This is a genomic window from Nocardia sp. NPDC058666, from assembly GCF_042714895.1.
Taxonomy (GTDB): domain Bacteria; phylum Actinomycetota; class Actinomycetes; order Mycobacteriales; family Mycobacteriaceae; genus Nocardia.
The window spans coordinates 1-2,188 of sequence record NZ_JBHXRY010000054.1 but is presented as its reverse complement, the minus strand read 5'-3'; the positions used below and the strand labels follow the sequence as shown (position 1 = coordinate 2,188).

The window sequence follows — 2,188 nt, the reverse complement described above, 5'->3', positions numbered from 1 at the left end:
CGGTGCGCAGATCGGCCCGCCCGGTCCACGTATCGCTCAGGCGCACCATGTCGCGGGTCGCGGTGGCGTACTCCGACCGCTCGAAGTCGAACAGCGTCACTTCGCCGTCGTCGGCCAGGAGCACGTTGCGGTACTGGAGGTCCCCGTGCGTGGGCACCAGCACGGGCCGCGGGAGGTCCTCGTAGATAGGGACCAGGCCGAGGACCAGCTCCTCGTCCCCGGCCGCCAGGTGGGGCCGGGCCTCCTCCAGGTGGCGTTTCACCGTGGCCGCGGCGGTGGCAGGTCCGGCCGGCCGCTCGGGGGCCGAGCGGTGCAGCGCGCGAGCCAGGCGGCCCAGCTCCCGGTGGAGGTGGACCTCGGCCGCGGCGTCGAGGAGCATCCCGCGCGGTGACCGGCCGGCCAGCGCGGTGACGACGACGGCCCGCACCGCCGGGTCGGCCGCGACGAGCCGGGGAGCCCCGCGCCCGAGCACGGGGACCCACGCGCGGTACGCGGCCACCTCCCGGTCGTGGAAGGCCGGGCCGCGGTGCTGCTTGAGGTACCAGATGCCGCCGCCGGAGCCGGTGAGGCGCCACACCCGGCTGCCGGTGCGCGCCCAGGAGGTGTCGGCGGCCTCCGCGATCCGGCCGACGGCGTGCTCGGCGAACTCCCTCAGCCGGCGCGGCAGCTCCACCCCGCCGGTGGGCGGCCCCGGCACGAGACGGGTGCGGTCCACCGCGTCCGCGGCGTACGCGACGGGGTCGCCGGGCCGCTGGAAGTGCACGGCGGCGGGCAGGCCGGCGCGGTAGGCGTCCAGTCCGGCCCGGCAGTACGCCACCATCGGATCCGGCAGACCGTCCAACGGGTACCAGCCCATCCCGTCGCACCGGTCCGGCTCCATCACCCGGGGCACTCCCGACCACCGCCGCACCTCGAAGAGGACGCCGATCCGCGAACCGGCGCCCCGGGGAGGCCGATGGTGGACCGTGACCGCCGCGACCACGTCCTCGGCCGCGATGACGACACCGGTCTCCTCACGGGCCTCCCGGATCACCCCCTCGACCATGTCCTCGCCCGGCTCCAGATGCCCGGAGGGCAGGTGCCACATCCCGGCGGCGTACACGGGGCCGGCCCGGCGCGACAGCAACACCTCGGGGCCGGATCCGCCGTCGCGGCGCAGGACGAGATGGACGTCGACGGGCACGGTGTGCCGGGGACCGCCGTGGGCCACCGGTTCGAACGAGGTCATGCGTTGCGTCTCCGATCGTCGTCGTCGGCTGCACGGCCGGGGCCGCCACCGAACCACGATTCCCCGGCCGGGCCTTGCGCGCGACCGATTCCCGCACACCCGGGCACCATGGGACAGAAGAGGCGAGCAGAGGAGAGGCGACGACGATGGCCGAGCGCATCATCGAGGCGGAAGGCATCAGACTGTGCACCGAGTCCTTCGGCGACCCGTCGGATCCGCCCGTACTGCTCATCATGGGGACGGGCGCCTCGATGCTCTGGTGGGAGGAGGGCTTCTGCCGGATGCTCGCCGAGGGCGGCCGCTTCGTGATCCGCTACGACCACCGCGACACCGGGAGATCGGTCACCTACGAGCCGGGCCGTCCCGGATACACCGGCGCGGACCTCGTCGCCGATGCCGTGCGGGTGCTCGACGCCCGGGGGATCGCGGCCGCGTACGTCGTGGGCGTCTCCGCCGGCGGGGCGCTCGCGCAGTTGCTCGCCCTGGACCACGCACGCCGCGTCCTCTCGCTCGTGCTGATCAGCACGTCCTGCGCCGTGCCCGGCGACGGGGACCGCGACCTGCCCCCGCCGACCGAGGAGTTCATGCGGTTCGTCACGACCGCGCAGGTGGACTGGTCGGACGCCGACTCGGTGATCGACCATCAGGTCGCCTACGCGCGCGTCCTCGCGGGCGGCCGGCGCCCGTTCGACGAGACCGCCGCCCGCGGCCTGGTCCGCCGCGACGTCGAGCGCGCGGACGACTTCGGCGCGGCACGCAACCACGACTGCCTTCCGGACGGCGAGCCCCCACGCGCATCCCTGTCCTCGATCGCGGTACCCACCCTGGTGATCCACGGGACGGCCGACCCGATGTTCCCGCTCCGCCACGGCGAGGTACTCGCACAACAGATCCCCGCCGCACGGCTGTTGGCTCTGGCGGACGCGGGCCACGGCATCGACCGGGCCGACTGGCCGACGA

General features: G+C 74.7%; 2 protein-coding genes. One reads left to right on the top strand and one right to left on the bottom strand.

What is annotated here, in order from left to right; translation table 11 throughout:
• Positions 1-1,228, bottom strand: a 1,228-nt coding sequence (locus ACFWVD_RS28345) for an NUDIX domain-containing protein (RefSeq protein ID WP_379247931.1), incomplete at its 3' end; no start/stop codon positions are given.
• Between the two features lie 146 nt (positions 1,229-1,374).
• Here ACFWVD_RS28345 and ACFWVD_RS28340 point away from each other — a divergent pair.
• Positions 1,375-2,188 (top strand): alpha/beta fold hydrolase (locus tag ACFWVD_RS28340; protein WP_379247929.1); only part of this gene is annotated, 814 nt, incomplete at its 3' end.